Annotated in this window: 21 protein-coding genes and 1 pseudogene; 10 read left to right on the top strand and 12 right to left on the bottom strand. The window is 44.9% G+C overall.

The genetic code is table 11. From position 1 onward, the window contains the following. Positions 1-157: 157 nt before the first annotated feature. The 4 genes and pseudogenes from NDI42_RS13740 (at position 158) to NDI42_RS13725 (ending at position 3,944) form a co-directional block, all read left to right on the top strand. Entirely contained in the window at positions 158-1,393 is a 1,236-nt protein-coding gene (locus tag NDI42_RS13740) for an LL-diaminopimelate aminotransferase (protein WP_190458760.1), read from the top strand. Positions 1,394-2,028: 635 nt separating this feature from the next. Continuing rightward, positions 2,029-2,520 (top strand): DUF4383 domain-containing protein, encoded by a 492-nt coding sequence (locus NDI42_RS13735; RefSeq protein WP_190458758.1) that lies wholly within the window; start codon positions 2,029-2,031, stop codon positions 2,518-2,520. Between the two features lie 157 nt (positions 2,521-2,677). Next, positions 2,678-3,058: pseudogene (locus tag NDI42_RS13730) on the top strand (hypothetical protein); the annotation flags it as partial. Positions 3,059-3,572: 514 nt separating this feature from the next. Next, positions 3,573-3,944 carry a cupin domain-containing protein gene (locus tag NDI42_RS13725; RefSeq protein WP_190458753.1) on the top strand — a complete coding sequence of 124 codons (372 nt, stop codon included), beginning with the start codon at positions 3,573-3,575 and terminating at the stop codon, positions 3,942-3,944. Positions 3,945-4,021: 77 nt separating this feature from the next. On the opposite strand, the gene galK is transcribed toward NDI42_RS13725, so the two are convergent. After that, a complete protein-coding gene (galK, locus tag NDI42_RS13720; RefSeq protein ID WP_190458816.1) occupies positions 4,022-5,086 on the bottom strand; it encodes a galactokinase in 1,065 nt (354 codons plus the stop codon). Between the two features lie 428 nt (positions 5,087-5,514). Here galK and NDI42_RS13715 point away from each other — a divergent pair, with 428 nt between their 5' ends. Continuing rightward, positions 5,515-5,733: a hypothetical protein gene (locus tag NDI42_RS13715; protein ID WP_190458751.1), complete on the top strand. Its 219-nt coding sequence runs from the start codon at positions 5,515-5,517 to the stop codon at positions 5,731-5,733. A 52-nt stretch (positions 5,734-5,785) separates the two neighbouring features. Here NDI42_RS13715 and NDI42_RS13710 read toward each other — a convergent pair whose 3' ends face one another. The 5 genes from NDI42_RS13710 to NDI42_RS13690 all read right to left on the bottom strand — a co-directional run bounded on the left by NDI42_RS13710 (position 5,786) and on the right by NDI42_RS13690 (position 12,967). After that, positions 5,786-7,096, bottom strand: coding sequence for a glycosyltransferase (locus NDI42_RS13710; RefSeq protein ID WP_190458749.1), 1,311 nt, complete (start codon positions 7,094-7,096; stop codon positions 5,786-5,788). 467 nt (positions 7,097-7,563) lie between these two features. Beyond that, positions 7,564-8,604 carry a DUF6745 domain-containing protein gene (locus NDI42_RS13705; RefSeq protein ID WP_190458747.1) on the bottom strand — a complete coding sequence of 347 codons (1,041 nt, stop codon included), beginning with the start codon at positions 8,602-8,604 and terminating at the stop codon, positions 7,564-7,566. A 173-nt stretch (positions 8,605-8,777) separates the two neighbouring features. Then, the gene (locus NDI42_RS13700; protein ID WP_190458745.1) at positions 8,778-9,875 is read right to left on the bottom strand and encodes a M24 family metallopeptidase; all 1,098 of its coding nucleotides are present in this window, start codon (positions 9,873-9,875) and stop codon (positions 8,778-8,780) included. Positions 9,876-9,972: 97 nt separating this feature from the next. Continuing rightward, the gene (galT, locus tag NDI42_RS13695) at positions 9,973-11,073 is read right to left on the bottom strand and encodes a galactose-1-phosphate uridylyltransferase (RefSeq protein ID WP_190458743.1); all 1,101 of its coding nucleotides are present in this window, start codon (positions 11,071-11,073) and stop codon (positions 9,973-9,975) included. After that, positions 10,985-12,967 (bottom strand): glycoside hydrolase family 2 protein, encoded by a 1,983-nt coding sequence (locus NDI42_RS13690; protein WP_190428115.1) that lies wholly within the window; start codon positions 12,965-12,967, stop codon positions 10,985-10,987. Before NDI42_RS13690 ends, galT begins: the two co-directional genes overlap by 89 nt. A 497-nt stretch (positions 12,968-13,464) precedes the next feature. On the opposite strand from NDI42_RS13690, the gene NDI42_RS13685 reads away from it, so the two are divergent. Continuing rightward, positions 13,465-14,169 (top strand): glutamine amidotransferase-related protein, encoded by a 705-nt coding sequence (locus tag NDI42_RS13685; protein ID WP_190458741.1) that lies wholly within the window; start codon positions 13,465-13,467, stop codon positions 14,167-14,169. 56 nt (positions 14,170-14,225) lie between these two features. Here the strand turns inward: NDI42_RS13685 and NDI42_RS13680 are convergent, their stop codons facing one another. Next, on the bottom strand, positions 14,226-14,552 hold the full coding sequence (locus NDI42_RS13680) for an ArsR/SmtB family transcription factor (protein WP_190458739.1): 327 nt from the start codon (positions 14,550-14,552) through the stop codon (positions 14,226-14,228). A 145-nt stretch (positions 14,553-14,697) separates the two neighbouring features. Between NDI42_RS13680 and trxA the strand changes: the two genes are divergently transcribed. Then, complete coding sequence (trxA, locus tag NDI42_RS13675) at positions 14,698-15,063, top strand: thioredoxin (protein WP_190458737.1); 366 nt, start codon at positions 14,698-14,700, stop codon at positions 15,061-15,063. 101 nt (positions 15,064-15,164) lie between these two features. Next, complete coding sequence (locus NDI42_RS13670; RefSeq protein WP_190458735.1) at positions 15,165-16,271, top strand: alkene reductase; 1,107 nt, start codon at positions 15,165-15,167, stop codon at positions 16,269-16,271. Positions 16,272-16,314: 43 nt separating this feature from the next. On the opposite strand, the gene NDI42_RS13665 is transcribed toward NDI42_RS13670, so the two are convergent. The 5 genes from NDI42_RS13665 to pbpC all read right to left on the bottom strand — a co-directional run bounded on the left by NDI42_RS13665 (position 16,315) and on the right by pbpC (position 24,633). Continuing rightward, positions 16,315-17,484, bottom strand: a complete 1,170-nt coding sequence (locus tag NDI42_RS13665) for a pyridoxal phosphate-dependent aminotransferase (protein WP_190458733.1) — start codon at positions 17,482-17,484, stop codon at positions 16,315-16,317. Between the two features lie 134 nt (positions 17,485-17,618). Then, entirely contained in the window at positions 17,619-18,365 is a 747-nt protein-coding gene (locus NDI42_RS13660) for a Mut7-C RNAse domain-containing protein (RefSeq protein WP_190458731.1), read from the bottom strand. A gap of 274 nt (positions 18,366-18,639) precedes the next feature. Then, positions 18,640-19,362, bottom strand: coding sequence for a pentapeptide repeat-containing protein (locus NDI42_RS13655; protein ID WP_190458730.1), 723 nt, complete (start codon positions 19,360-19,362; stop codon positions 18,640-18,642). Positions 19,363-19,519: 157 nt separating this feature from the next. Continuing rightward, on the bottom strand, positions 19,520-21,976 hold the full coding sequence (locus NDI42_RS13650; RefSeq protein WP_190458728.1) for a glycoside hydrolase family 15 protein: 2,457 nt from the start codon (positions 21,974-21,976) through the stop codon (positions 19,520-19,522). A gap of 317 nt (positions 21,977-22,293) precedes the next feature. Then, a complete protein-coding gene (gene pbpC / locus NDI42_RS13645) occupies positions 22,294-24,633 on the bottom strand; it encodes a penicillin-binding protein 1C (RefSeq protein WP_190458726.1) in 2,340 nt (779 codons plus the stop codon). Positions 24,634-24,903: 270 nt separating this feature from the next. Between pbpC and NDI42_RS13640 the strand changes: the two genes are divergently transcribed. After that, complete coding sequence (locus NDI42_RS13640) at positions 24,904-26,214, top strand: glycosyltransferase (protein ID WP_190458724.1); 1,311 nt, start codon at positions 24,904-24,906, stop codon at positions 26,212-26,214. Next, on the top strand, positions 26,192-26,326 hold the full coding sequence (locus tag NDI42_RS13635) for a hypothetical protein (protein WP_348231413.1): 135 nt from the start codon (positions 26,192-26,194) through the stop codon (positions 26,324-26,326). Before NDI42_RS13640 ends, NDI42_RS13635 begins: the two co-directional genes overlap by 23 nt. Positions 26,327-26,364 lie beyond the last annotated feature (38 nt).

Below are 26,364 nucleotides of genomic sequence, written 5' to 3'. Positions count from 1 at the left end.
TTCTGCTGCGGCTAACTTCAGACCAGCAGGAGGCAGAAATGCCTAGCCTAGATGTGAATGGAACCCCCGCTAAACGCCAAAGATGTTATAGCGACCCCAGGATGTCAATATAATATTTTACTGGTTCTGTCGCGGAGCGTGTTTAGAACAATCTAGTATGGCAACAATTAACACCAACTACCTGAAGCTGAAAGCAGGCTATCTGTTTCCCGAAATTGCTCGACGGGTGAATGCTTTCGCACAAGCCAATCCTGATGCCAACATTATTCGGCTAGGTATTGGCGATGTCACGGAACCACTGCCGGAAGCCTGCCGCGCGGCTATGATCAAAGCTGTGGAAGAAATGGGTGATCGCGCTAGTTTTAAAGGTTATGGCCCAGAGCAAGGCTACGCCTGGTTACGCGAGAAAATTGCTATTAATGACTTCCAATCGCGGGGATGCGAGGTTGATGCGTCGGAAATCTTCATCTCCGACGGTTCCAAGTGCGATACAGGCAACATTCTCGACATCTTTGGAGATGATAATGCGATCGCTGTTACCGATCCTGTTTATCCGGTGTATGTAGACACTAACGTGATGGCAGGACATACGGGAGACGCTAACGAGAAGGGCGAATTTAAAGGTTTAGTGTATCTGCCGATCACCGCAGAGAACAACTTTACCGCAGAGATACCTCGCGAGAAAGTTGATTTGATTTATCTGTGCTTCCCGAATAATCCTACGGGAGCGATCGCTACCAGAGAACACCTGAAGGCATGGGTAGACTACGCCAAAGCCAATGGCTCCATCATTTTCTTCGATGCAGCCTACGAAGCATTTATCACCGATCCCAACCTTCCTCACTCCATCTACGAAATTGAAGGAGCAAGGGATTGCGCGATCGAGTTTCGCTCCTTCTCCAAGAATGCAGGTTTTACTGGCACCCGTTGTGCGTTAACAGTAGTACCAAAAACGCTCACAGCAAAAGCCACCGATGGTTCTGATGTGGAACTCTGGAAGCTGTGGAATCGCCGCCAGTCCACCAAGTTTAATGGCGTGTCTTATATCGTGCAACGCGGAGCCGAAGCGGTTTACTCCCCAGAAGGTATTTCACAAACTAAGGCGCTTGTCAACTTCTATATGGAAAACGCCAAAATTATTCGCGAGAAGCTGACAGCAGCCGGATTGCAAGTATATGGCGGCGTGAATGCACCTTACGTCTGGGTGAAAACGCCCAATGATTTGTCTAGTTGGGATTTCTTCGATAAGTTGCTGCACACAGCGAATGTTGTGGGAACCCCCGGTTCTGGTTTTGGTGCAGCAGGCGAAGGCTACTTCCGCATCTCGGCGTTTAATAGTCGGGAAAATGTGGAAGAGGCAATGAAACGGATTACCGAGCAATTTAAGGTCTAGGGCGAGTAGTTTTGACTATCGATTCTCGTTGATCATACTAGACCTTGTATTGGTAGTGGTAAGTATAGCAATCCTATCTGAGACGTGAACTATAGCAATTCAAGGATTGGGTGCGATACATCTGTAGGGGCATGGCAATGCCATGCCCCTACCAACGTTAGAACCACAATATATTCCACCCAACTGAGAAACGCTATATATATTTTTCGTAAGCCACGCATACAGTTTACAAATCAAATAGGATTGCTATATGTAATGGAAAATACACTAAACAGTTAATGAGGTATTTATGTATATGTCTACAGTTACCCCGAATATTATCCTATTCGGCATAGTAAGCGTGTGTAAGCTCTGCTAGATTCTAAGCTTTGATGAGTGTGATTTTTTGTATTTATAGTAACCAAGTAAACTAAACGCAGAACTATTCCTTATTATGTAGAGCAATAAACTGCTCAACCCAATTCAATAATGCCTTTGGGTAGATTTAAAGCGATATTAAATCAGTTTAATAAAAAGTATAGTATCCGGCAGGAAGTTCCCCGGATTACTTCTTACCATCATGACGGATAGTAAGTTAAACCGAAATTCCTCCCTGACCAATTGTGAGTGATTTTTGTTAGAAATGAGGTATCAATATGCAACAGCGTTATGCTGATTTAATCAACCGGATTAGCGACAAAGAGCGTGCTTTTGCCCTAGCCATTGGCATCTTCTTTTTGTTTGTAGGCATTGTTGGATTTATACCAGGCTTTACTGCTATGCCTGAAGTTGCATCCGATGCGCCGCTTTATGTACCTAATCTCAAGTTTAGTGACGGATACGGCAATGTGTTGGGACTATTTCCCACCAATTATTTGCATAATGCCGTACACATTGTAGTGGGTATTCTGGGAATTGCTGCGGCTACTAGCCCTAGTGGTGCGCTGGTATTCAATCAAGGTTTTGCTATTGTATATACCTTGATAGCAATTATGGGTTTGTTGCCCTTAACGAACACAACTTTCGGCTTAATGCCAATCTTAGGAAACAATGTTTGGCTTAATGCTCTCACGGCGGCAGCAGCAGGTTATTATGGGTTCTTTAAGCCTGCAAAATTAAAGGATGTTGGTGTATCGCCTGGCGTCTAGTTTGGTAGGGTGCGTTACGCTTGGCTAACGCACCCTACGCTGCAAGTATTTTGTATATTAAAATACAATCTTATTTAACATAAAACTATTCCTTAAGTAGAAGTAAGACAAGCTTTTAGGCTGAAGCTGAAATTTCCCAGGATATCGAAAATAAAAGAAGTATTTGATTCCCTCGGTGTTAATTGCGGATTCAGTTGGCTATGTGGAGGAAGCTCAAGCTGACCCCAGTGTGGGTAAGATTCCAAAAGATGCTGCGATGTTTCAAGCTGTACCTTCAATGCTAGAAACATCCCTTGCACTGCCTGGTAAACATACGTGGATTGAGTTTTTTGCCCCTTATCAAATTAAAGGTGCAGCAGGTACTGGTTTAAACGGTACAGGATGGACTGAGGAGTCGAAAAATCAGGCGGCTTCCGGGATGCCGGGACGCAAGTGTGCGCGGGTTTTTCTGCATAATCAGCGTCCGATTGCTCAGACTCTGGCTGATATGAGTTCTGCTGTGAAATCAACAGCAAAATCTGTCTTAAATATCAAATAGGGAAAAACAAAATTATTATGATTGCACGAGATTTCATTATTTGTTTGCGAGAAACAACCTTCAGTTTTGCACTGAAAAAACCTCAAGAGTGTTTGCTGCATCTTCCCTGTGGGTGTGCTAATCCAGGGCAAGCAATCAAGTGTGAAGACTGTCCTTATCTTGAGGCTTGTTTGTCTCGTTGTAAGCCGAAGAAAGCTAAGGGAAGCAATGTCAAAATTGTTTGATTGTACCAAATTGCATTCATAGGAACTATAGCAATCCTATTTTATGTGTGAAATTTACCTTTTTTTTACGAACCGCAGGGGAAAGAGAGAGCGCAGAAGAGGAGAAAAGGGAGAATCTAAATAAATTAGGATGGCTATAGCAATCTCAAATGATTTGTCAACCCCTGTAGGGACAAGGCATTGCCGTCCCCTTACACCAAGGGAATACTTGTTCACAACTTAAATAGGATGGCTATATATGCGATGCTGAAGACAGCATGACATATTTGAACGCTACTTGATATTACCTAATGCAGCCTAAAGTTATTTTTGGAAACGCTCAGACTGAAGGTAAAAAACGTTGGGGTTGGATTCTTGGTCACTTTGTAACTCCGACGGATGACCCGCGTTCGACCACGGATTTAGAGGTAAAATGGGCTGTCCACCAAGCAGGAGATAGTAGAAATCAGTGGGCAACGAACGAGGAAGCAACTACACTTTCTATTCTGATTAAAGGGCGATTTCGCCTGCAATTTCCGGAGGAAGAAGTATTATTATCTAGTGAGGGTGACTATGTTCTTTGGGTGCCTGGTGTAGCTCATTCTTGGTCTGCTCTTGAAGATTCTATTATTCTGACTGTCCGATGGCCTTCAATTTCAGGCGATAGCATAGAAGTTGGCTAATTGCTAAAACTAATGCCAGCCCTCCCCAACCCTCGCCATTTACGGCGAGGGTTGGGGAAGGTTTTAAAAGACTACAATTAAATTTCTGGAACTAGAATGCGTCCGGTGTTACCTGCATTGTTGTAACGTTCAAGTACGTTTTGCGCGATCGCGCCCGCTTTTCCCGCCTCAACCAAAGCTACGCACGCGCCCCCAAAACCAGCACCAGTCAGCCTCGCACCAAAAACTCCCGGAGTTTCTTGCAAGATCGCCACGAGGGTATCCAGCGCTGGGACGGAAACTTCGTAATCGTCGCGCAAGCTGGCATGTGAAGCATTCATCAATTCCCCAAACCGCTGTGCTGACACTCCTTGCAGAACCTCCAGCACTCGGTTATCCTCGGTGACGACATGACGAGCGCGACGCCGCTGAGGTTCGGGTAAATTTTCCACTGCTTGCGGATCGCTGATATCTCTGAGTGCTTTAACTCCCAGCGATCGCGCCGCTTCTTCGCACTCAGCGCGACGCTGGTTGTATCCGCTAGTCGCCAAAGTGCGCGGTACGCCACTATCGATTACCAAAACTTCTGCACCAGCAGGGAAAGGGATAACTTGGCGTTCTAGCGATCGCGTGTCTAAAAACAGCATAGAATCTGTGTCAGCCAAGCTCGAAGCCATCTGATCCATAATGCCGCAGTTGACGCCAGCATATTGAATTTCCGCCTGTTGTGCTATTTCGGCGATGCGGACATCATCGAGATCGAGATTGAGGAGCGATCGCACTCCCCTGAGCGTTGCAACTTCCAAAGCCGCACTGCTAGACAAACCCGACCCCATCGGTACCGACGAACTAACGTGCAGGTTCAGCGGCGGTATTGCTTGTCCTTCCTGCTGCAAAAGCCTGATGCACCCTAATATATAGCTGGCGAATCCTGGCGGCGTGTGTTCGTTGTCTGAAATGCTTACCCGTTCGTCGAGTTCTTGTGAGTAAAAGTGGTGCTGTCCATCCTTGCTGAAACCCAAATTTACCGTTGTCCGTTGTGGAATCGCTGTTGGTAACACGAATCCATCATTGTAGTCGGTGTGTTCGCCTAACAAATTCACCCGCCCTGGTGCGCTGGCTTGCATTTCAGGTGTTTTACCAAATATCTGCTGGAAGTCCATCATAATTTATTACGAACTAGCGTTACATTGACTTTTTTTCGTATTTTCTCAACGAAAAATTTGGAAAAGTAATTTTTTTGTGGCTGGCTATCCCTAACTGAACCAGGAAAATATAATTTCCCACTAACTATGATATCTATATAAAAACTTGACTTTTATTAACATCATAGTATGCCTCATTTCGTTAACCTTTACCTCAACCAGCAATAGTTATTCTTTCAATATTTAATTTAACTCTACATCTTTTACTATTTTATAATAAGTTTAGTATAATTTATCACAATTGCCCTTAACACTACATCCTACCGCAGATAGTCCTGAAAATTAGCTTTAATTAGCTCCTAGAAAGAGTAAATAATAAGTAGAGCTTTTATAAAATTAATTAGACAAACAGAAATCTTTTAAGAAAACAAAGAGGCTTGGTAATTATGCTTAATATAGGTGATTATGTCCTAAGCAAAAAAACAGGACACATCGGCAAAGTTATCGGCTACGGGCATGAAATAATTGGGAACACTTACACTTCAACACTCAAAGTGTTAGTCGATCATACCGTAGATTTTAGTAAGAAAGGACTTGTGGAGGAAGACATATATTCCGCATGGACAGCTTGGCAGGAAGCTAATAATTCCCAAGCCATAAGTTAAGTGGCATCACTAGGATTAACTAAAGTTGAGAACCTCCTCACTACCAAAATCATTAGGTAGAATAGGCAACCCCTCTAGATACAACTGGAGTTAACCCCGACAGGACGGGATGCCCGGACTTGACCACCTGCTCAACAATATCAGCAGCTCTTTTTACGCCGCCTGATTGACGGATAGATTCCTTCAACTTTAAGGCATTATTTAAGTAAGAATCCTCCGTTAGCACCCGTTGAATAGCTGCTTGCAGTTCAGTCGCGTTCAGGCTAGCCAAAGGAAGCGCTTCCCCAGTCCCTGTCCACTTAATTCGCGCTGCCGTTCCTGGCTGTTCGTATGTAATTGGGATGGCAACCATAGGAACCCCGTGACTCAGCGAATCTAGTACCGTGTTGAGTCCTCCGTGAGTGATGGTTAACCTAGCTTTGGAAAGCAGTTCTAGTTGAGGGGCATATTTTACAACTAAGGGAGAACCGGGCAGTCCTTGCACCGCTTCTACATCCATCCCGCCCCCAAGAGTGATAACCAGTTGCACATCCAGCCCCTCGCAGGCTGCGGCGATGCAGTGATAAATATCCTCTTTAGTATTTTGCACAGTTCCCAACGAAGCATAGATCAGCGGTTGCCCGGTCAACCGTTCGTAGGGAAAGGAAATTTTGCACGGCGAGGGATTGCGAAAAGGCCCGACGTAATGGAAGTGCTTTGGTAGGTTGGTGCAGGGGAAATCAAAAGCAGCGGGTTGCTGGCTAATGTGGGCAAGTCGAGAACGGGAGGCATACAATTTGCGAACGACTGGTAACTTCCACTGTTTACGATACTGATTGAGGGCTTGCAGAAGTGGTTGGCTATTGCGATCTAATAGGTAATAAGCAGCCTGATTGCGAAGACGCGCCCACAACTTATTCTCGTAGTTCCAAAGAGTGAAGAAGGGAGGAATTTCTGCTTTGCGGTGGATAGCTTGGGCGCAGGACACGGTAACAAAAGGGATACCCAAGTATTCGGCTACCGTTTCGCTTGCTGGTTCTAGCTGATCTGCCAGCAGTGCTTCAATTCCCGCTTCTGCAATGGCACGGGGGGCATCCTCGCACATCGTAGCTGTGAAACGTTGGCACACTTCCACTGAATAACGTAGGGATTCTATACCGCTTAATTTACCTAATTCTGTAAAGCTTTCGGCAAGTTCGCCCGGTTGATAAGCAGACTTTCCAATAGGCCAAAAGTTTAGTCCTTCTGAGCGCACTGCTGTTTCTAAATCGGGTATTTGCAGGAAGGTGATGCGATGACCGCGCCGTTGCAGCTCTCGTCCCAAGGCTGCCATAGGATGAATATGACCAGCAAAAGGTGGGCAAATTACACCAAAGTGAGTCATGGCTTGGATCAAATAAAGTTTTAACGATGTTTGGGTTTTATGGGAGTGCTATAGATTCAGAAGATAAACTACCAAAAGTAATCGCCGAGAAATTTGCCTCAAGAGCGATCGCGCAGTTAACTTCTGAGACTGATAGCTAAAAGCTTAAGTCAATAATTAAAGCACGAAAGAGCATAAAAGATTCTTGTCTTATGGTATTTAAACCCTACAAGAATATTTTTTATTAGTTGCTACTAACCAAAGTAATTGCTACTACTTAATCTATACTTCTAGCTAAAGAATAGTCTTACTGTTAAGGTAGGTTGTAATTTTAAATACTAAAAATGTTAGTTCTTGTCAACTAAAAATAAGTGTAAGTTCATTGAACGATAGTAAAACTCAACAAATTCTTATAATAATTGGGGTTCGTTACTCAAGACAACCTACGTAGGTTTTATATTATTAGCCCTAATGTACATGACTTTGGTTTAAGTTTGAATGGCAAACTCTTCCGGGGAAATTCCCCAATTCACCCAACGAATAGCCTCTCGCGCCGATACTACATCAGGCGGTACGCGCAAAACATGAATAAATTTGGTGCTTGGGCAAGTCATCTTTAATAAATATATTGGCTCTATATCAATATCAGTATCAATTTTTAATAAAGTATATTCTTGATATGAATCTAACTCAATTGCCCCTAATTCGTGGGCAATCCTATCGTAGCCAATTCCCTGAATTAACACTCGCCGCAGTTCGGCGTTATTTTCTTCTAAAAGCCATGAAGCTTGCCAGTGGTGCGGGTGATCTGTGCCGTATTTTTTAGGTAATGTCACGCCATGATAGGCGTAGAGACTGTATCCGTCGGCAAACTGTATTGCTGGTGCGCCTTCCCCGTGGAGACGCTGCTGGTTGTCGAAGGAGAGGACGCGAGGGCGATCGCATACGAGGCAAATTTTATCATCTAACAAAATCCAGCCACAATCCTTGACTAGCAGCTTAAATACTTCCCATTCTCTTCGAGGATATGCACAATTTAAGGCTGAAATACAAAAATCAAATCTACTTCCATGAAAGCTCCACACTTCGGATTGAATATACAAACGTGTAATCCAAGAACTACCAAATTGATTTCTGAGTTGATTCTCCAGTTGACTACATAGTGTAATGAACTGCCTGCTTTCCAAGTGCCTCTCTAGTTGCATCCATACTTGACCACATTGGTTTTGCAGTTTGTTCCTTAACTCGCTACACAGTTTTGTAGTTAATTCGGCCCTCATTTGCTCGCCAATCCAGTCACTAAAGCCCTTTAATTGCTGTAAATATCTGAATCCTGAATATGGACTAGAATAAAAAATAACTTCAGGCTGAGACAAGCCTATAAAAGCATAGGCTTTTTTTATCGCTTTTGCAGCTTTTTCTTTATCAATCGGTTCAGTAGAAAGCGCAATCTTTCGCCACTTTTCGCGATAAACAGGGATTAAAGCTTCTTTCTCTGGAGTCAGCTTTTCAATCCTTTCCTGTGACATATTACCCCGCGTTGCTGAATATACCTTTGGCAGAAAATCCCCTGGCGATTAGAAATCGCGGCTATACAAACAAAGTCCGCCTGCGCGGACTTAAGAAAATTTGGTATTTTGAAACCTTTGTAAAGCAGGTTTCGTGTGTATAGCCGCGAATTCCATTCGCTAGGGCATTTCCATTATCCAACTTCCAAGGGTACGGGGCGCAACCTTCCTTCTACCTCTACGCTAGGCCAATTTGGATCTAAAGTCAGATTTTCCAACTTGCCATCATTAGCAAGGACAAAAGTATCTTCAATCTTTGCTCCTGGTACACTTGGATTCCAAGCAACAGCCATATTCTCCGCCAGCGTGTCATTAGTCGTGGGATTGGCTACAACTTCTCGCGCCAAATATCCCGTAGTTCCACCCTGATGATGTTGGCGGATGGCATTAGGAAAACCGTGCTTTTGATAAGCATTAGCCAAAGTGTCATAAACTGCATTAAGCGATACCCCAGGCTTTAAAAAATTTAAAGCTTCCGCTTCAATTTCCCTGACATGGCGGTGTAATTTGGCGCTTTCATCGGACGAACCGAATGACACAAATCGGGTAAGATTTGCATACAAACCATGTTCCCTAGCGCAAAACACTAGCATCGCTTGCTGTCCAATTTTTTCGCCGCTAGCGGTAGCGTGACGGTAAAGCGGTAAACGTCTCTCGCCTGCTACTAGCGTCAGCGCTGGATGTATGCCCCTCGCCCACAAAGCCTCTGCACCCGCACCCGCAAGCTGATATTCTGTCCAATCCGGCTTGGCAGCTTTTAGCACCTCTGTCATCGCTTCGCTTGCTTTACGCCCTAGCTGGCGATATCGCTCCAGCTCACTTGACATCAGGGTTCGTTTATGATGTTGTAGAGACGCGGGTAATCGCTTCTCGACATGAGGAAGCGGGCGATCGCTTAAAACTTTCCCTCCATTAGTAGCTTCCTGCACAAAAGATTCACGCGCCGCAGCATCAGCCCAAGGATTGACGTAAAACTGGAAATTTGCTGAAATTTCCTCATCTTTAAAACGCTGCGCTTCGATTTCGTCAGTTAATATCCAGGCATCTTGGGCTGTCACCAGCACTTCTGCGACTCCGGTTTCTGCGGTTAGCAGTACGGTGCTGGAACCCCCAGCAGTCGCCCACGCGAACCAATCTGTGCCGCGTAGTCGTAAACCCTGCGCGTCGGCTTCAGTTAGGGCTTTTCGGATTAACTCTATTTTCGAGGAAACTTCTTCACTAAATTGATTCATAACTCACCTTTTACACCAGGAAACCCCTCTCCAGCCCATAGCCGGAGTTCTTCCCCCTTCCCTTGCAGGGAAGGGGGGAAGGGGGTTAGGTTTTGATTCACAACCGTACCGGATTTTCAAGTGTTATGGCTACAGCTTGTAAATCCTTAGCTTTCTCCTCCGGAAGCGCATCATTAGCAAACATCCCTGCTGCTAGTTCAGTTCCCGCCAGATACTTAAGCCGATCCTTGGTACGATAAGGCGGATAAAATTCAGCGTGCAGGTGTGCTTCTGGATGCGGTTGTCCATCGGTAGGTGCTTGGAACCAAGCCATCAAGTAAGGAAAGGGACGATTCCACAAACCATCGTATTTAAGAGTAACAGTCTTTAAAGCTTTGGCAAGTCCCGCCCGTTGCTCTGGGGTAAGATCCATGAAAGTTGCAGCAGGCTGGATGGGCGCAAGCCAAACTTCGTAAGGATAACGCGCACAAGCGGGGATAAATGCGATCGCATGCTCATCCTGATAAATTATCCGCTGCTTGTCTTCGATTTCCTTTTGTATCAAATCTTGCAGCAACCCCCGGTTCTTTTCCTGATAATAAGCCTGCTGACGCTCTAGCATTCGGGCGGGAACAGGCGGGACAAAAGGATAAGCGTAGATTTGTCCGTGGGGATGCTGCAAAGTCACCCCCATTTCTACACCCTTATTTTCAAACGGCAACACATACTGAATGTGGGGATTTTCGCCGATAACGCGAGTGCGATCGCTCCAAACTTGGAACAGCAATTCTAAATGATCCAGTTCCAGGGAACCGATAGTAGCCTGCGGATCTTGAGTAAAAACCACCACCTCGCACGCACCATCTGCGGGGAGAGTTTCAACAATGCTGGCGGGTGGGTTATGCGCCGCCAGCGTCATTGAGGGAAAGCGGTTATCGAAAACCGCTACATCATATCGACCTTGGGGTAGTTCAGTGGGAAAGTTAGGATCGGTGGTAGGTGCTAGAGGATTGTATTCTGGGGGCGGCATAAAAGTCCGCCCCTGACGATGCGAAGCATAAGCTATCCATTCTCCCCGCAAGGGATGCCAACGTAGATGAGGATTTGCGGCTACAGGTTCATTGCTGGGACTAGGAGCTATAATTCCCTCCGCAATGGGGTATCTGCTGTACAGCTTCAGAGTGCGACCATCCGGTTTCAACAGATCCAGGGAATGCATTTTTGTCTTGCGACCATCCAGCTTTCATCCCTGAGAGCATAGCGTCTTCCTCGTCTTCGCCGCCCCTACCTAGAGTCGCAGATGCGATCGCTTCTATGGGGAATTTCGGTGTCCGGTCAGCATACAACAGTCCGTTAGCTTCTTGAAAAGTATCCGTTAGCTGGGTGTAACAAAATCCGCTAAATAATTCGACTTTGTTAACCACGTTCAGTAACGCGGTATACCTTACTTCCAGTTCTGAGAGATTCTCAGAACGCACGTATCCCCATATTTTGTTAGAATCAGGGCTTTCCCGATGTGCGTAGGCAATGCCCCCAAACTCAGTCAGCATGATAGGCTGTCCTTGATGAGGATACCCGTCAAGCGTCAAGACGCGCCCACCCGGACGCTGGCGATCGAACAGATCCGATAACTTCACCTCTGGCCCATAGCGCTTGGATAACCGAGTCGGCTTATTATCGTAGTCATGAATAGCCAAAATATCGGTCGCCGCACTTTCCCAGCCATCGTTACCAATTACAGGGCGAGTCGGGTCTAGAGTTTTGGTTAAGTGATAGAGTGCTTGCACGCAGTGGCGATGCGCGTCTGTTGCTGTCAAGTCGGGAACTCCCCAAGATTCGTTGAACGGCACCCAGACTACAATACACGGATGGCTGGCATCGCGTTCGATTACCTCAGTCCACTCCTTCGTAATGCGTTCTACGGCTTTGGGACTGAAGCGATAGGGGCTGGGCATTTCTTCCCAGACCATCAAACCAAGTACGTCCGCCCAATACAAGAAACGGGGGTCTTCTATCTTTTGGTGCTTGCGGACACCGTTGAAGCCCATCGCTTTGGCTAACTCCACATCGCGCCGCAACGCCTCATCTGAGGGTGGAGTCATCAGCGTGTCGGGCCAGTAACCTTGGTCTAGAACCAGCCGCAGATAGTAAGGGCGACCGTTAAGCATAAAGCGATCGCGCTGAGTTGACACAGTCCGCATCGCTGTATAGGATCTTACGTCATCCAACAGCTTGTCATCAGACCACAACTGCACAGAGGCATCAATTAAAGTCGGTTTCTCCGGACTCCACAGTAACTCGTTGCGGTAGTCGTCGATACCAGGGTCAGATAAAGCAATGCGGCGGTGAATCTCCCCGTTAATCACTTCGTAGGTATCGTTTACCAGCAGATGACAGCCGACGGTTAGTTTAACTTTAATTTGGATGCCATCGCGCAGCTCACCCCCAACAAAAGCCTCAAAACCAATCTCCCACCGCTCAAAGTGCGGAGTCCAGCGGATACGCTGAATATAAGTAGAGGGAACGCGCTCAACCCAAACAGTCTGCCAAATTCCACTGGTGCGCGGATACCAGATACTGTGGGGTTCCAACTGCCAATCTTGCTTACCGCGAGGTTTAGCTAAGTCTTGCGGATCGTCTTGCGCCCAAAGTGTTACCCGCTGGGGTTCATCTTTATTCAATACAGATGTAATATCTATAGTGAATGGGGTATGACCGCCCTCATGTTCAGTCATAAACTGACCATTGACCCAGACTTTCGCACAATAATCTACAGCTCCGAAATGGAGGAGTACCCGCCCCTCACCTTCCGGTACGTCAAATTCCCGCTCATACCAGCAATTAGGATGAAAACCCGTATCGCCTATCCCACTTTGGGCGGATTCGGGAGCAAAGGGGACTTGAATGGTATGTGTCCACTCAGAAATATCTGAAGGACGAATTTTTTTGCCATCGTCATCAAATGTAAACTTCCAGGAGCCATTCAGACAAACCCAGTGCGATCGCTCCAATTGCGGACGCGGATACGCTGGTTGCCGATCGTAACAATCAGCGGAGTCAGCAGGATTGCAGGGGATATAACAGTTTTCCAGCCACTTGCCTAAAAATTGCATAACTTCATCTACCCAAGGTTATATATCTAGAGTACCCGCAAGTATCTGACCTGTAACTGTTTTTGGATATTTTATTTAAAAATATTTCAAAGTCTCACACAGTCTAGGTTTCAACAAGTTGAGCCTATATTTATTTTACCCTTTAGTACAATTGCATTACCAGACGTAGTGTGCGCTTTGGAGACCGTAACACAAGCCCAGCCTTCTACTGGACTACTCGAAGCGACTTACAGAACGTAGATTGGGAAGCCAGTACCGTACTGCTTTGTATTTTTATCATTGAGCAACGTGGGTGGCGTTTGAGGAAAATATGCTATTGGTGTCTAAAAGAAACCGCAAGCCACCACACTCATCGCCTAAAATTTCATTATCAATGCCACAGGCAGTATAAGGAAGATATTACCAGTATTTCAACCGTATTAATGCAGTACCAGAACAAACAGTTTATATTGCCTCCCCCAAGGAAAATTCTTATCTAACTTTACACAGATGCAATAGTGAAAAAAATTCTTTTAGTTATACATCAAAAAACATCAGATTCCGGACTTGTTGGGCAAATTCTCCGCAGCAACGGTTATGAACTTGATATCCGTTGTCCCAGCATCGGAGAGGAACTACCACACACGATGGACAGCCACGAAGCTGTTGTCATATTTGGTGGGCCTATGAGCGCAAACGATAGCGAAACCCTACCATTTATCCGTACAGAACTGGATTGGATACCGACTGTTCTCTCTTCTGGTAAGCCTTTTTTCGGAATTTGTTTGGGCGCTCAGTTATTGGCGCGTGTACTTGGTGCATCCATTGCACCTCATCCAGAGGGCATGACTGAAATCGGCTATTTTTCAGTCGAGCCAGCAGACGCAGCACAAGAACCTTTTGACTCCCTTAGATATGTTTATCACTGGCACCTTGAGGGATTTGGACTGCCAACAGGAGCAGTTAAGTTAGCTAAAGGTGAGATTTTTGAAACACAAGCTTTTCGTTATGGAGATAATGCTTACGGCGTACAGTTCCATCCTGAAATGACCAAAAAAATGCTCAGAAAATGGACTACCCTTGGCGCTCATATGCTGACACTTCCAGGCGCACAGTCTCGCGAAGAACAGATACAAAAGCAATTACTTTATGGCAGCGAATGTGAAAATTGGCTAAAGGGTTTTCTTCCCTTCTGGCTGCAAACAACAAAATCAAAAGTGTGACTACTTTTACTCTGGTTCCCAGTCAGAGCCTGGAAACCAGAGATGATAGAGAGCTGCTATTTGGGCATCAAACTGGCGAAGCAATCTTGCAGTAACTCCCGATTCAGCGAGTTATACTTGGTTTGCCCTTCTTTTCGGGTTTGGATTAACCCAGCTTCCAGCAGTGTCTTAGAGTGATGACAAAATAGAGCCAGACTAATCCCTAACTTATTGGCTATCTCGGAACCGCTCTTTTCCCCACACTCGTCGCAAAGAGCTAACATCTCCACAATCCGCAAGCGCGTTGGGTCAGCGAGAGCCGCAAATATTTTCGCCCGACGTTCTATGTCCCCTTGTGCAACTCGATACACCGAGGGGGATTGAACGCTATCGTTGTTATTCATAATTTCTATTTTATGTCTAAAAATAGTTAAATAACTACTTGACTACTATAGAAGATTGTTCTAGTATTTAGTTAAATGGTTGTTTAACTACTAAACCAGTTGATTCGCCTCACGTTGCGCTCCAGCCTGAAGGAGGCTGAAAATTATGTCAGACAACTCTAAGTATGTCATCTTGACAGAAGATAACTTTGAAAACGAAGTCCTTGCTAGTTCAGTTCCGGTTGTTGTAGATTTCTGGGCTGCTTGGTGTGGGCCTTGTCGAATGCTCAATCCTTTGATTGAAGAATTAGCTGCCAATTTTGAAGGAGTTGCTAAGGTTGGCAAGTTGAATATTGATGAGTACGGGCAATTGGCTAATCAATACAAAATTCAAGCTGTTCCAACTGTTTTGTTTTTCAAAGATGGTCAAGTTGTGGATCAAGTAGTTGGGGTAGCGCCTCTGGGGGTGTTTGCTGCCAAAGTCAACGATTTACTTCCACAGAATAACTCAACAATAGAGCAAGCTGCTTAAATTAGTCAGTTTTTATATCGGTGATTTCAGCCAGCGAAAGTATTGTACTAGCTGGCTGAAGTTCCTGATACTTTAATGTCGTTGCAATGGAGATTCTATCTATGAGTGCTAATGTCAATCTTTTCTCACCTGTTAAGTTGGGTTCCTTAGAACTTCCTAATAGAATTGTGATGGCTCCGTTAACTCGGATGCGTGCTGGTGAAGGAAATGTTCCCAGAGCAATGAATGTTACTTATTATGAACAACGGGCATCAGCGGGGTTAATTATTGCTGAGGCAACTCAAGTATCGCCGCAAGGACAGGGATATGCCAATACTCCAGGGATTCATTCGCAAGAACAAGTGGCTGGGTGGCGATTGATAACGGATGCAGTTCATGCGCGTGGCGGGCGGATTTTTCTACAACTGTGGCACGTTGGGCGCATTTCTCACCCGTCACTGCAACCGGGAGGAGAATTGCCAGTAGCACCAAGCGCGATCGCTCCCGTCGGAGAAGCGATGACTAATGAGGGGCCAAAACCCTTTGTAACTCCTCGCGCCCTCTTAACTCAAGAGATTCCAGGGATTGTTGAACAATACCGCCAAGGTGCTGAAAATGCTTTGGCGGCGGGATTTGATGGTGTGGAAATTCACAGCGCTAACGGTTATTTACTTGACCAGTTTCTTCAGGATGGCACGAATAAACGCACCGATGAGTATGGGGGTTCAATTGAGAACCGCACCCGACTTTTGATGGAAGTAACTGAAGCGGTGGTAAGTGTTTGGGGTGGAGAACGGGTAGGAATTCGCCTTTCTCCCAGTGGCACTTTTAACAGTATGTCTGACTCAAATCCAGCAGCTTTGTTCAGCTATGTAGCTTCTGCACTGAACCGTTTTGGTTTGGCTTACTTGCACATTGTGGAGCCGAGACTTGATGGCAATACTACGCTAGAAGTCAATACAGGCGGCTTGTCTGTGGGATACTTCCGCCCCATCTTCAAGGGAATGCTGATTGCGGCGGGAGGATATGACCGCGAGTTGGGGAATGCTGTCTTGGCTTCTGGTGATGCGGATTTGGTGGCATACGGTAGGCTGTATATTGCAAATCCTGATTTGCCAGAGCGTTTTGCAGCTAATGCTCCACTCAATAAGCCGGATCGCGACACGTTTTATGGTGGAGATGAGAAGGGATATATTGACTATCCCAGTCTGGAATTACAAACTGTGTAAATCTCTCGTTCCCAGCCACTGACTGGGAACGAGGAAGGTTACATCAAGCCGCTAAAATTGTCTTCAAACCGCGCACTAATCGCTCAATACCTTCTGCTGCGGTCTCTTGTTGCAATGCACCGTAGGCGACGCGCAAGTAACAACCGTCGTCCATACCAAAGGTTGTACCGGGAATGACAGCTACACCATGTTCGCGAATTAGTCTTTCTACCAGCTCCATTGCGTGCAGATTAGCATGAATTTTCAACAGAAAATAGAATGCTCCGTCTGCGGGGGGAACTGTACAAATATCTTGTATGCCACTAAGTTTTTCTAGTAGGAGTTGACGCACGGATGCGATCGCGCTAATTTTTTCCTGACAGTAAGCAACTCCTGTTTGCAATGCTCCTAATGCTGCATACTGCGAGATGACTGGCGGACAGATTAGAATTGTATCTTGGACTTTCTTTACCGACACCAGCAGATGTTCTGGAATTACCATATATCCGATACGCCAAGAAGCAAAACCGTAGGCTTTTGAGAGGGTATAAAGTGAAATTGTGTAATCGGTATTAGCATAAATTGAGCCTGGAGAAAAGTGTTTTACGTTATTGTAGGTAAAATATTCATAGGCTTCATCGCTAATATGATAAATTGCGCGATCGCGACATATTTGATTAACTTGGCGCAAGGCTTCTGGCGAGTAGACTGCGCCTGTGGGATTATTAGGTGAAATCGTGACGACAGCACGAGTTTTATTTGTGATTGCAGATGCGATCGCATCTGGACGCAGCTGATAATTTTCGTCTGTAGCAACGAGTACCGGACGGCAACTCGACATGGTAATTGCCATTTCATGATTGAAATAATAAGGCGTTTGGATAATAATTTCGTCCCCTGGAGAAGTGATAGCAAGAATCGCATTCATAAATGCCATGTTACTTCCAGCAGAGACGACGATGCAATTTTTTTTATTAATTTCGATATTATTATCGGCTTTCAGTTTTTCCGCAATTACATCTAACAAAGGTGCAATACCTTCTAGTGCTTTGTACTTATGATTTTCTGGTTCGGCTAGAAATTGCGAAATCTGTGCAATTGCCTCTTTTGGCGGATTGTAATATACCACGCCTTGACCCAAGGAAATCGTCCCCGGATGGTTGCGGATTAGTTCTCCGACGACGGGAATTATTGGCGATTGTACCGCCTGCATACGAGCATTTAAGGTTGACATTAAGGAATGGATTGGTGGCTAGGGGTTGGGGACAAAAAAAAGGCTGAGAATAGGTAATTAGGGATTGGGGTAGGGGGAGAATTCAGGGTTATATTCTTCTCTTCCCCAGTCCCTAGTCCCCAATCCTCAGTCCTTCATCCTGAAGAAAGCACTCCTTCTATAAATTGCTGCATTCGTTCATAATGCGCCCCTTTCCAATAAATTTGACTGCATTCAGTACAGCGATGAAATTCATTAATTTGCAAGGCGGTATTGTGTGGTAATTGATCAATGATGGTTTCCTTAGCTACGGGTTTTAATAATCCATTGCAACGCAGACACCTTTGCAATGGCGAAACTCGTTCAAATAAGTTAAAGCGCCGCAGGACTTCCACAATTTGTCGCTCTGGGTTAGTGTCTCTGACATAATATCCATATGTTACTAGACTACGCATTAATAGACCTTTATCGCGAGTCAAGAGAATTCGTTCTTCAGCAGATGAAATTTTGGCTAATTCTTCGTCGTCGTAATCGTTGCGGTAAAGGGTATCAAAGCCTAACATTCGTAAAGATGTTGCCAGCTTACCTAAATGTATATCTAAAACAAAGAGAAAAACATTTAGCGGTTGAGGTCGCACGAGAGAGATTATTGCTGCGTTTTCATCGGCAGCGGAAACCGGATAGACTTGGATGCGATCGCTATCAGCTAAAATATACGAAAAATCTACAGATTTCCCATTAACTAAAATTAAGTCAACTTCCGGATGGGGTACACCCAGAGATTCAATTGTGTCCTTAATCGATGCTCGTTCTTCAAAGAGATGAGTAATTGTTATTTGCCTTCTTTTAGGGGGCAAGAAATCATTGAGTTCTGCATAAAAGCAAAAATCTCCTTTAGCCATATTTAGAAATTAATAAAATTGTGTTTCTCACAATTTTATTTTATAATAGTCCTTGAAGGAGTTGTAATTTTTTTTCGTTTGTAGCGTCTCGTCATGAGAGCAAATTGCCGGATGCTATACCAGGAAAATTTTAAGATTTCCTTGGATTTACTAACCTCAATTATCTTTTCCTCCTGCCTCTTTTAATGGTGGAAAGGACAGCATTGCAATTCCTGCCATGAACGCGCACTCAAACTAATAGCAATGCTTAATAACGTATCCATAATACTCAAATTCAGTCATCAGATAGGGTTGCTGTTGCCAAATCAGCTTCAATTAACTTGGCACCACTTAAGTTAGCACCACTCAGGTTAGTTCCAGTTAAATCAGCGCCTCTTAAGTCTGCCAATTCTAAATTTGCTCCCCTTAAATCGGCTTCGCTGAGATTAGCCTCACTCAAGAAAGCTTTACTCAAATTTGCCCCTCTTAAATCTGCCAGCCGCAGGTTAGCTTTAGCCAGGTTTGTTCTAGCCAAGTTAGCTGTACGCAGGTTGGCTTCGGTCAAGTTGGCTTCAATCAAATCTGCATCACTTAAGTTGGCTTTACTTAAATTGGCTCCACTCAGGTTTGCTAAACTCAGTTTTGCCCAGTTCAGGTTAACTTCACTAAGTAAACACTCACCAAGCCTAGCGCACCTCAAGTTAGCATTGATAAAATGCCTTTCTCCTGCTGCATAACGTCGCCTTAAGTCATCAGCACTCAATCTGCTTGTATGGGCGATTTTGGCACCATTGTAACACCATCGCGCCCCTAACAATTCAGCAGCCGTATTAACCGCTACTTCATCATTTTTAGTTACCAAAACCCCATTACAACCATCCCACTCCCCGTCAATTATAAAGGCAATGTCTTGGGCAGCAAATGAGGAGTCAAATAAGAGAACATCTTGCTTGCTCCGTCCTTCAAAACTATTGAAGTTATTTGGAAAATTTAATATTTTTTGTATTAAGTTTTTCATACCGTACTTTTTCTCACTATCATTGAGGTAAAAACGCTTGACGGCTAAAGTCAATGGCGAACAAACGCGATTAGCCGGATGGCTATATTTGCCTTAAAATAAACTTTGAATAGCCTAGCAAACGCAAATATATTTAGACATCAATCAACAGGCGTATTTATCTTCGGGAAGAAACCGGGGAGAGGGTTTCATTCCAATTGCTGCCTCCGTTGTTATCCCAATTGTTCCCATCAGTGAAAGCAAAATTTAAAGCGGTTTCACTCACTGGTATAGAAATTGTGGTTTCCCAAAAGCCATCATTTCGCTTAAGCATCGGCTTGTCAGCGACGCTTTGCCAGTTGTCGTGTCCCCAGTGTAATTTTAACTGTTCAGAACTCGCCAAAAAACCTTTGTAGTAAATCGTTAAAGCTGTCCCTGGTTGCACAGAAGCTTGGTTGTAATCAACTGTTTTATCCTTATGCGGCTTGTATAAGTTGCTCACATAGCGCTGATAGACAATCTCCGGCATATCCATTACTTTGCCAGTATAATTCGATGCCAACAGCGTGATGTATTCTCCCATCGACCAGGAAAGCGGTGTCATTGATTTCGTTGGAGTTCCTGGCGTAAAACCAGAGGGTGCGTTTAAATCCCACACTTGTTCAGAAATCATGTAAGAACTGTTAGCAAATGCACGCATTGTTGCCAAATAAGAGTCAGCATTTCCACCACTGGCAATGACAAAATGACCGCGTTCTCCGGTGAAAATAGGCCACAAACGCCCGATACCAGCACCAGTATAATCAGCGCCAGTTGATGTTTCACCATAACCATCATGATTGTAGCGAAACCATCCGTCTCCTTTACCGGGAATTGTTTGTTTAATGGTCGAGTCAATGGCAGCAATCGAGGATAAGATATAAGGATTATTTCCAGGTTTTACCCCATGACGTACCAGTTCTAAAAAGCTGGTATCAACGATAGAACGCTCATCATAAGAACCGCCACCGTTGCTTATATTTAAAATGTGTCCGTCGTTGGGATTCCCATTATCATCAATCCGTTGAAAATATTTGCCATTGCCGATAGAACCGCTAGCCGTGAACGTCCAATTTTCCACCATGCCTTGCCAGTAATCTGCTTTCGCGAGATAGTTAGTTTCGCTAGTTGTATCACCGTTGACTTTAGCAATGTCTGCGGCACAGACTAAAGCTGCAATTTCAGATGCAATGGTTCCTGGTGAATAACCTGCATTTTCTTCCCAACGCTCTTGTTGAGTCCACGGCCCATTTTTTACAATATAGTCAGCAGCAGGTTTGATATGATTTGTATAAGTTGTTGCATCGTTACGACCGAGTTTCCAAGCCAAAATAATTGGAAACGCTGTCTCATCCATTTGAATTCCTGTCCAATAAGGCGTACCATCTACAAAAGCATTCTGAAGAAAATGTCCGTCGGGTTGTTGCATGGTAGTTAACAACCAGCCGAGAGCTTTAGAAGCAGTAGCCGAGTCACCCGCTACAATTAAGGCGCTAGCTGTTTTATACAAGTCACGAGGCCAAACTAGATGGTAGCCGCCTTGCATTTCGATGCCTAGCGGATTGCAGATTGAGTAGTTAGAATTACCCCAAGGATTGCCTAAACCTGCAACCATCGCACCAGAAGTTTTGTCAGTAGCTGCCTTTAGTGCCATTGCAGCTACGTAATATTGAGTATCAGCGGTGCCGCCAAAGTTGTTTAAATTATTGGTGTAGCTGTTCCATTGTGCGTTGTAAGCGGACAGCATATCAGGAACATTATCGTTCAGAGTTTCTGCTGCCACTTTTTTAGCGTTGGTTTCGTTGTTGCCAAAGCCGAGAACTAAGTTAAAGGTGACTGATTTCTGTTTAGCATAAGGACTTAAATCAAACATTGCCATTTGTGCAATGTTTCCATTGGTTGCTGATTTATAAGCCCAGTTCATCGTATTATCAATTTTACCACCTTTTAAGTCTTGCCAGCCGTCGCTGTGTCCAACAAAGCCAGAGGACATCATACCTTTTTTGAAATTTAGAGAACTTGCTAGTGCTGATGCCATACCATTGGTTGAATTTTTAGCAATCAGCATCCCAATGCCGTTGTAGGTGGTGTTGTAACCCGTGGTAGATTTTCCATCGTTGCCAATTGCTGGATGGTACAAAGTATAAAGTTTGAAGTTATCTAACGTTCCCCTCAAAGCAGTGAAAGTCACTTGCTGAATTAATGTATTTCGGTTGGGGTCGGTGAATATGGTTTTTTTAATTTGATAGTTGCCATTTTTTGCTTTGTTGGTGATATTCCAAGAAAGCGATCGCGTATTATTTAAATTAACCTGACTGGTAGTATCCTGCTTCTCTTCATCAACCCAAGTGTTAGCACCATCCCCCACTAAAAACTGCCAGTCTACCGTAGCCGCCTTATCAACAGAAGGGTAAAATACCTCACCAATAATGCCATTAAAACCAGTGAACCACACTTGGCTAGTAGGATTTTGGGCAGTACCAAGAAAGGTAAGGGTTGAAGGCGACCAAATGGGACAAGCACCCGGATAACCAAAAGCTTCATCTTTGGTGATAGCAACCGAAAATAAAACTTTACTTAATATAACCAAAGTCATCAACACAATGACTACGATGGCCCTTGCAACCCAATTAAATTTCTTCAAAGACTTTCTCGCACCAGACAACAGATGTGATTTAATCTTACACTTTTATAAATAACTAGATGGTAGGATAGAAAGTCTGTTTACAAACGAAAAAATATTTCACAATCTATTTAAGATTGCTATATATAGCAATTCAAGGGTTGGGTGCGATACATATTTAGGGATATGGCATTGCCATGTCCCTAGCAAGGTGGGGAGAACGTCAGAACCGCGATATATTCCGCCCAACTGAGAAACGCTATATACTAATCTTTATTAAGTCAAAAAGTCTAAGGCGACAACACCGGAGGGTTAGCAATAGAGAAACCCCGACGTGTTTGCCTATACTCAGCCAACTGCACTTGAAAGCTTACCGTATCCATCATTTCACCGCTTTTAGCTTGCAAAGTCCACTTACCAGGACGAAGCTGCCAAAATAGAGAATTGGACGACTGGGTAGTTAACTTCTCCCCATTCAACCACCACTCTACAGGCTGCGTAGGCATTGCCGCCAACCTAAACTCCAACCGTTGCGTTCCTCCTCCCTCTGCGTCCTCTGCGCCTCTGCGGTTCGTTTCTTCACCTGGATGCAACAGGAAAAAATCGCCATTGTGAGGCGACAAAATCTTTAGACTACTAGAAGTAAAACTCGGTTGATCCTGCCTTGCCAACCACTCATCATACTCTGAAGCCAAGTTAACAGTGTGTGACTGACGCTCATAATTGCTAATATCTTCTGTAAACAAATATTCTTGCACTACCGAGGGACAATCTGGCGTAGGCTTCAACCCAGAAATTGCACATATAGGACGTTGCACAAGATTTTTTGGAAGCGGAAAAGCGGCGGGTTCTTGATGCGAGTGCAGGTGTAACATAATTCGATTCCATAGAGGTGCTGCACCTGTCACTCCAGAAACTTGTCGCATCGGTTCGCCGTTGAAATTGCCTACCCAAGTTGCAACAGTATAATCGGTGGTAAATCCCACAGTCCAAGTATCTCGAAAATCGGAAGAAGTGCCAGTTTTTACTGCGGCTGGAAACGGTAAAGCTAGTACAGATTCTACACCAAAAGCTGTAGCACGAGCATAGCGATCGCTTAATATATCAGTAATTAATTCCCATTCCGATTTTCGATTTTGAAATCCCCCCTTTTGTAGATCTCCCGTTTGATAAAATGTGGTTACAAGCGGTGTCGCTTCTCCAAGTCTTGCTAAGGTGACATAAGCCCTCGCCAACTCCCATAGGCTAACTTCACCGCTACCTAAAATTAATCCCAAACCGTAATATTCTGGCGACTGAGTTAAATGCTCAAATCCCAATTGATGTAGACGATTAAGAAAATTTTGTACGCCTACCTTTTCTAACACCCGCACCGCTGGAACGTTTAGAGAATTTGCCAAAGCTAGGCGCACCCGCACTGGCCCTAGAAAGGTTTCATCGTAATCGGTAGGGCTATACAGTTTTGCGCCGGGAATAGCGTAATGAGTTGGCACATCAGCTAAAATTGTATTAGGGCTAATGGTACGATTTTCTAAAGCTAATTCATATAGAAAAGGTTTGAGAGTTGAACCCGGTTGACGCAATGCCTGAACTCCATCATTGCGCCCCAATGATTCTTCATTAAAATAATCGGGAGAACCGACATAAGCCAAAACTTCTCCAGTGTGGTTGTTAATTACCAAAGCAGCCGCATGATGAACATTATTTGGAGTGAGGGCGCGAATTACCTGCTGAACTTGCGCTTCCACAAATTGCTGTAAGGGACGATCTATAGTGGTGCGAATTTGAGAAGAATTATGCTGAGGTAATTGGCTGGCTGCCCAGAATAAAAAGTGAGGTGCGGCAATAATTCCCTGTTGTCGAGGTGCTAGGGAAATTTCTTCTTTATATGCTCGTTCTGCTTGATTACGTGTGATATAATTGTCTTGAACCATGCGATTTAAGACATAAATTTGCCGCTTTTTTAAGCGTTTCCAATGGTCGTAGGGGTTGAAGTAGGTGGGATTATTAGGAACGGCTGCGAGAAGACTAGCTTGGGCAAGATTAAGATCGCTTGCAGGAATATCGAAATAGTTGCGGGAAGCAGCTTCTAAACCATAAATATTTCCTCCCATTGGCAGGCGATTGATGTAAGCAGCGAGAATTTCATCTTTATTCATGCCAGCTGCTAGTCGCCAAGATAGCCAAATTTCCTGTATTTTGCCCGGCAAAGTGCGGGGAACAGGATCTAACATCCGGGCTAGTTGCATAGTAATAGTGGAAGCACCGGACGTAATTCTTTTGCTGTGAATTGCATCTTTAAGCGATCGCGCTACAGCCTTCAGATCCAACGCCCCGTGATGATAAAATCGTTTATCCTCGGCAGCTAAAATAGCGTTGATAAACTGGGGCGAAACTTGATTCAGCGGCACAACAGCAGTATGCTCTTGATCGCGAGTGAGTAACGTGCCGAGAGCAAGTCCATTGCGATCGCTAAATTCTATTGCTTGCGTGTCCTGGGCAATATCTTTGGCGCGAACAGGTGCCAGATAAGGAAGCGATCGCACTGTCAAACACAGCAACACTAAAGCTAACAATACGCGAAATTTCTTGTTTATACGCCAAATCAACCAATTTTTGGGTTGTCTCATCACATAACCCCACTAAAACAAAGACTTACCATTACTTCATTGTGGCGATCGCCTTTACCGGATGAGGGTGTTTTTAGGGGAAGTGCGATCGCATCTTCCCTCTAAGCGCTTGAAACTGGCAGATGGTACGCTTCCACCTCAAGACAATGATGGGTAATTCTTCCTAATCACCCAATAGAGTCCACCAATCGGGTGAAGAAAGTACCCTTAAACCGCCATAGTTTTGTAGTAATACAAGTAACTCATCTATAAAAAGATACGGTAGCCATTATGAAGATTGTTCTACACACTTATGGTTCCCTAGGCGACCTGCATCCTTATATAGCGATCGCCCTAGAATTAAAGGCACGCGGGCATCAAGCAGTAATTGCCACAGCTGAGTTCTACCGTAACAAAATCGCAGCGGCTGGTCTTGAGTTCCACCCAGTCCGTCCCGATTTTCCCGCAGAAGTTGAACAGCAACGAGAACTTGTGCGTCTGATCATGGACAAGCAAAACGGCACAGAATACGTCTTTCGCCAAGCAATCTTACCCTATGTCCAAGAAACTTATGCGGATCTGATGTCGGCAGTGCGCGATGCAGACCTGTTGGTGACACACCCTCTGAGCTTCGCAGGAACGCCCGTTGTTGAGAAAACAGGAATTCGTTGGATTTCCAGCGTGTTGTCTCCGATGTCGTTGCTCTCCGCCTACGATCCGCCAGTGGTGGCGACTTTCCCCAGTTGGCTAAATCTACGCATACTTGGCCCTGGGGTCAATGGAGCGCTCATCCGCCTTGCCAAACGTCGTTTCAGTTCTTGGGGTGAACCCCTGCGACAGTTACGGGCGCAGCTTGGTTTATCTCCCCTTGCCGATCCTATGTTTGAAGGGATGAACTCCCCCGACTTAGTGCTGGCTTTGTTCTCAGAAGTTTTCGCCACTCCCCAACCCGACTGGCCAAAACAGACTTGTGTCACCGGATTTACTTTCTACGATCGCAATGGCAATACTGGTCTATCTCCGGAACTGGCATCATTTTTAGATGCGGGAGATCCGCCAATTGTCTTTACTTTGGGAAGTTCCGCTGTATGGGTTGCTGACGAGTTTTACGTCGAAAGTGCCAAAGCTACCTTAAAGTTGGGTCATCGGGCTGTATTGCTGGTTGGCAAAGATAAACCCTACCTGCCAAAAGAGTTGCAATCTAAGGATATTGCTGTTTTTGACTACGCTCCCTACTCGGAACTGTTTCACCGGGCTGCTGCTATTGTGCATCAAGGAGGCGTGGGGACAACTGCACAGGTGTTGCGTTCCGGTCGCCCGATGTTGGTGGTACCCTTTAGTAACGACCAACCAGACAATGCAGCACGTATTACTCGTTTAGGAGTCGGACGGACTATCGATCGCGATCGCTACACAGCTTCTCGTGCAGCTAAGGAACTCGATCACCTGTTGCGCGAACCTCGCTACCAAGCTAAAGCCGCAGAAGTTGGCACTAAGGTACAGGCAGAAAATGGGGTCAAGGTTGCCTGCGATGCGATTGAAGCACAATTGAAAAAAGATAAGAATCCTACGTTTCATCGTGTGTCCGCCTCGCCTGTTTAAGCATCTTGTGGAGAGATGCGATCGCGCCTTTAGAAGATTGGAGCGATTTTGGATAGACGCGATCGCACCTCTTGCATCAGTAAAATTTGCCAAAACTTTTATCGCTGAATAGGGAGATGACCTTTGGCAATACAGTGTTATAACATACGT

This window comes from Funiculus sociatus GB2-C1 (genome assembly GCF_039962115.1).
Lineage (GTDB): Bacteria > Cyanobacteriota > Cyanobacteriia > Cyanobacteriales > FACHB-T130 > Funiculus > Funiculus sociatus.
This window is presented reverse-complemented; position numbering and strand designations above follow the sequence as displayed.

Excerpts from the sequence above, each read along its gene's own strand:
- NDI42_RS13740 (WP_190458760.1), top strand. The coding sequence starts at position 158 with ATGGCAACAATTAACACCAACTACCTGAAGCTGAAAGCAGGCTATCTG.
- NDI42_RS13735 (WP_190458758.1), top strand. The coding sequence starts at position 2,029 with ATGCAACAGCGTTATGCTGATTTAATCAACCGGATTAGCGACAAAGAG.
- NDI42_RS13725 (WP_190458753.1), top strand. The coding sequence starts at position 3,573 with ATGCAGCCTAAAGTTATTTTTGGAAACGCTCAGACTGAAGGTAAAAAA.
- galK (WP_190458816.1), bottom strand. The coding sequence starts at position 5,086 with ATGGACTTCCAGCAGATATTTGGTAAAACACCTGAAATGCAAGCCAGC.
- NDI42_RS13715 (WP_190458751.1), top strand. The coding sequence starts at position 5,515 with ATGCTTAATATAGGTGATTATGTCCTAAGCAAAAAAACAGGACACATC.
- NDI42_RS13710 (WP_190458749.1), bottom strand. The coding sequence starts at position 7,096 with ATGACTCACTTTGGTGTAATTTGCCCACCTTTTGCTGGTCATATTCAT.
- NDI42_RS13705 (WP_190458747.1), bottom strand. The coding sequence starts at position 8,604 with ATGTCACAGGAAAGGATTGAAAAGCTGACTCCAGAGAAAGAAGCTTTA.
- NDI42_RS13700 (WP_190458745.1), bottom strand. The coding sequence starts at position 9,875 with ATGAATCAATTTAGTGAAGAAGTTTCCTCGAAAATAGAGTTAATCCGA.
- galT (WP_190458743.1), bottom strand. The coding sequence starts at position 11,073 with ATGCATTCCCTGGATCTGTTGAAACCGGATGGTCGCACTCTGAAGCTG.
- NDI42_RS13690 (WP_190428115.1), bottom strand. The coding sequence starts at position 12,967 with ATGCAATTTTTAGGCAAGTGGCTGGAAAACTGTTATATCCCCTGCAAT.
- NDI42_RS13680 (WP_190458739.1), bottom strand. The coding sequence starts at position 14,552 with ATGAATAACAACGATAGCGTTCAATCCCCCTCGGTGTATCGAGTTGCA.
- trxA (WP_190458737.1), top strand. The coding sequence starts at position 14,698 with ATGTCAGACAACTCTAAGTATGTCATCTTGACAGAAGATAACTTTGAA.
- NDI42_RS13670 (WP_190458735.1), top strand. The coding sequence starts at position 15,165 with ATGAGTGCTAATGTCAATCTTTTCTCACCTGTTAAGTTGGGTTCCTTA.
- NDI42_RS13665 (WP_190458733.1), bottom strand. The coding sequence starts at position 17,484 with ATGTCAACCTTAAATGCTCGTATGCAGGCGGTACAATCGCCAATAATT.
- NDI42_RS13660 (WP_190458731.1), bottom strand. The coding sequence starts at position 18,365 with ATGGCTAAAGGAGATTTTTGCTTTTATGCAGAACTCAATGATTTCTTG.
- NDI42_RS13655 (WP_190458730.1), bottom strand. The coding sequence starts at position 19,362 with ATGAAAAACTTAATACAAAAAATATTAAATTTTCCAAATAACTTCAAT.
- NDI42_RS13650 (WP_190458728.1), bottom strand. The coding sequence starts at position 21,976 with ATGACTTTGGTTATATTAAGTAAAGTTTTATTTTCGGTTGCTATCACC.
- pbpC (WP_190458726.1), bottom strand. The coding sequence starts at position 24,633 with ATGAGACAACCCAAAAATTGGTTGATTTGGCGTATAAACAAGAAATTT.
- NDI42_RS13640 (WP_190458724.1), top strand. The coding sequence starts at position 24,904 with ATGAAGATTGTTCTACACACTTATGGTTCCCTAGGCGACCTGCATCCT.